This is a genomic window from Spirosoma panaciterrae DSM 21099, assembly GCF_000374025.1.
In the GTDB taxonomy this organism is placed as follows: domain Bacteria; phylum Bacteroidota; class Bacteroidia; order Cytophagales; family Spirosomataceae; genus Spirosoma; species Spirosoma panaciterrae.
Window position 1 is genome coordinate 1 of sequence record NZ_KB893235.1, and the last position, 2,209, is coordinate 2,209.

General features: G+C 36.5%; 2 protein-coding genes. Both read right to left on the reverse strand.

The features are described from left to right. Positions 1-59: 59 nt before the first annotated feature. Positions 60-1,106: a LegC family aminotransferase gene (locus B153_RS36240; protein ID WP_020600616.1), complete on the reverse strand. Its 1,047-nt coding sequence runs from the start codon at positions 1,104-1,106 to the stop codon at positions 60-62. Continuing rightward, positions 1,099-2,076 (reverse strand): NAD-dependent epimerase/dehydratase family protein, encoded by a 978-nt coding sequence (locus tag B153_RS0130855; RefSeq protein WP_020600617.1) that lies wholly within the window; start codon positions 2,074-2,076, stop codon positions 1,099-1,101. The genes B153_RS36240 and B153_RS0130855 overlap by 8 nt, the downstream gene beginning before the upstream one ends. Positions 2,077-2,209 lie beyond the last annotated feature (133 nt).

A 2,209-nucleotide genomic window follows, 5' to 3' on the forward strand; every position in this document is an offset into this window, starting at 1 on the left:
CAGTGGTTGCCACTGCTTAGTCATTACTTTGTTTCTTGGTCGATACAAAGTTGACTCGACTACCAGTCCTTATCAATTCCCCAACAAGCTCTAAAAATGGGTAATTGATTAATTGGAATCCATAATGGTCTAGTTTCTATATTTTGACTTTGCAGAAAAGAAATTAGTTCGTTTCTATTTTTCACCAGAAATGAAACATGCCAAAAATTAGAAATCGTATTAGAAGATATTAACTGAAATTGGGCACCTATACCACTAAGTTCATTCTGGTAATAGCCAACTATCTCTTGTTTAGTTTTAATATACATAGGTAAGCATTCCATTTGAGCTACGCCTATGGCTGCTAATGGGTTAACTAAACGGTAGTTATAGCCAAGAGTATCATGAAAATAGTCGGTAGTTGAGCTTTTGGCTTGTGTAATCAAATGCCTGGCTTTTTTTGCCAGCCCAGCATCGTTCGTCAAAATAGCTCCTCCTCCTCCAGTTGTAATTATTTTATTGCTATTAAAACTCAGGGCACCTGCAACTCCATAAGTTCCCGAGTGTTTGCCATTTTGAAAAGAGCCAAGGGAACAGGCAGCATCTTCAATAATAGTAAGATGATATTTATTGGCCAGTGCTAATAAATCGTTCATATCACACATATTACCCAATAAATGCACAGGGATAATAGCCTTAATTCGACGGTGATTAACGCTTAAATAGCACGAATCTTCTTCTATATACGTTTCTTTTTCAAGGAAATTCCTTAACAAGTTTAAGTCCATTACCCATGTCTCTGGGTTAATGTCCAATAGGATAGGCTCAGCCCCTATATACTTTACGGCATTAGCAGTGGCAACAAACGTTAGATTTGGGACTATAACTAAATCTTGAGGTTCTACGCCAGCTAAAATCAGAGAAATTTGCAAAGCAGTAGTCCCACTACTAATTCCTACTGCATAGGCAGCCCCTGTAAATTCTGCCAGTTGTTTTTCGAACAAGTTCAAAAAACTCCCCCCCGATAGCCAATTTGAATCTATAGCCTCGGCAACATACTTCTTTTCGTTCCCTTTTAAATTTGGCTCACAGAGAGGTATGTAGGGTTTTACAATAGAATTAGACATTTCGATACTTAGTATTTAAAGGATCACTAATTAGTTTGTTTCCTACAACTGAAGCAATTTCTCGTATTCCATCAGGCACTGTTTTTGATATTTTAAATCCCAGTATATTTTTTATTTTATCAGCGTTAACTCTATAATCACGAGGGTCATTAACAACCGAGTGATAATTAACTTTTAAAGATGGAAGTTCTTTGCTGATTTCTGTCATAAGCATTTTTTTAGTGTAGTTCTCGGCAGTATCCCCTACATTAAAAGCTTGATTAGCTACTTTTTCTGAGTCAGCTAAAAGAGCAATCTTGACAGAATTGGCTAGGTCGCTTACATGGCAATAAGGTCTCCAAAAATTTTCCCCATAAATTAAAAGAGGCTTATTTAAAGCAGCATCTCGCGTAAACTCATTAACTGTCAAATCGAATCGAAGCCTTGGAGAAATACCGTATACTGTTGAAAATCGCAATATGGTTCGAACAATCGTTGAGTTTTTAATGTTAAGTAAATATTTTTCAAAATTAACTTTTGTTTCTGCATACAGTGAAATTGGATTTAATTCCGCATTTTCATCCAGAAAATAATTTACATCGGCCATTTTACCATAATTGCTACATGTAGAAGCAAATACAAATCGTTCTATTTTTGCCTCTTCGCAACGTTCATATAATCGTACCGAAGCTTCCCAGTTTACTTTAAGCGCTAAATCTGGATATTTGTTACAAGGAGGTTCACCTACTATAGCCGCTAAATGGCATACATAATTAATTCCTTTTAATGCGCCCTTAACGTCTTCCTCGTTAAGTAAATCACCTTTTATAAATCGAAAATTCGGGTGCCCCCAGAAAGCCAATAACGACTCTCCTCCAAACGAAAGGTTATCAAAGGCGACCACTCTAAATCCTCCCCATAATAAATTCTTAACTAATTCAGAACCAATATATCCAGCGGCTCCTGTGACTAAAACATTCTTTCTAATCATGGTTTGTTTTCTATACTTATAAACGCAGAAATTAACTCCTTAGAGTATGTTGGGAAATCATCTTTGGCAATAAGTCTCGATTCGTTGTAACATGATCTGGCTATTGGCCAGATACAGCCAACTGACCGAAGAA

Bases quoted from the DNA above. Each gene is read 5' to 3' on its own strand.
- B153_RS0130855 (WP_020600617.1), bottom strand. From the start codon at position 2,076: ATGATTAGAAAGAATGTTTTAGTCACAGGAGCCGCTGGATATATTGGT.
- B153_RS36240 (WP_020600616.1), bottom strand. From the start codon at position 1,106: ATGTCTAATTCTATTGTAAAACCCTACATACCTCTCTGTGAGCCAAAT.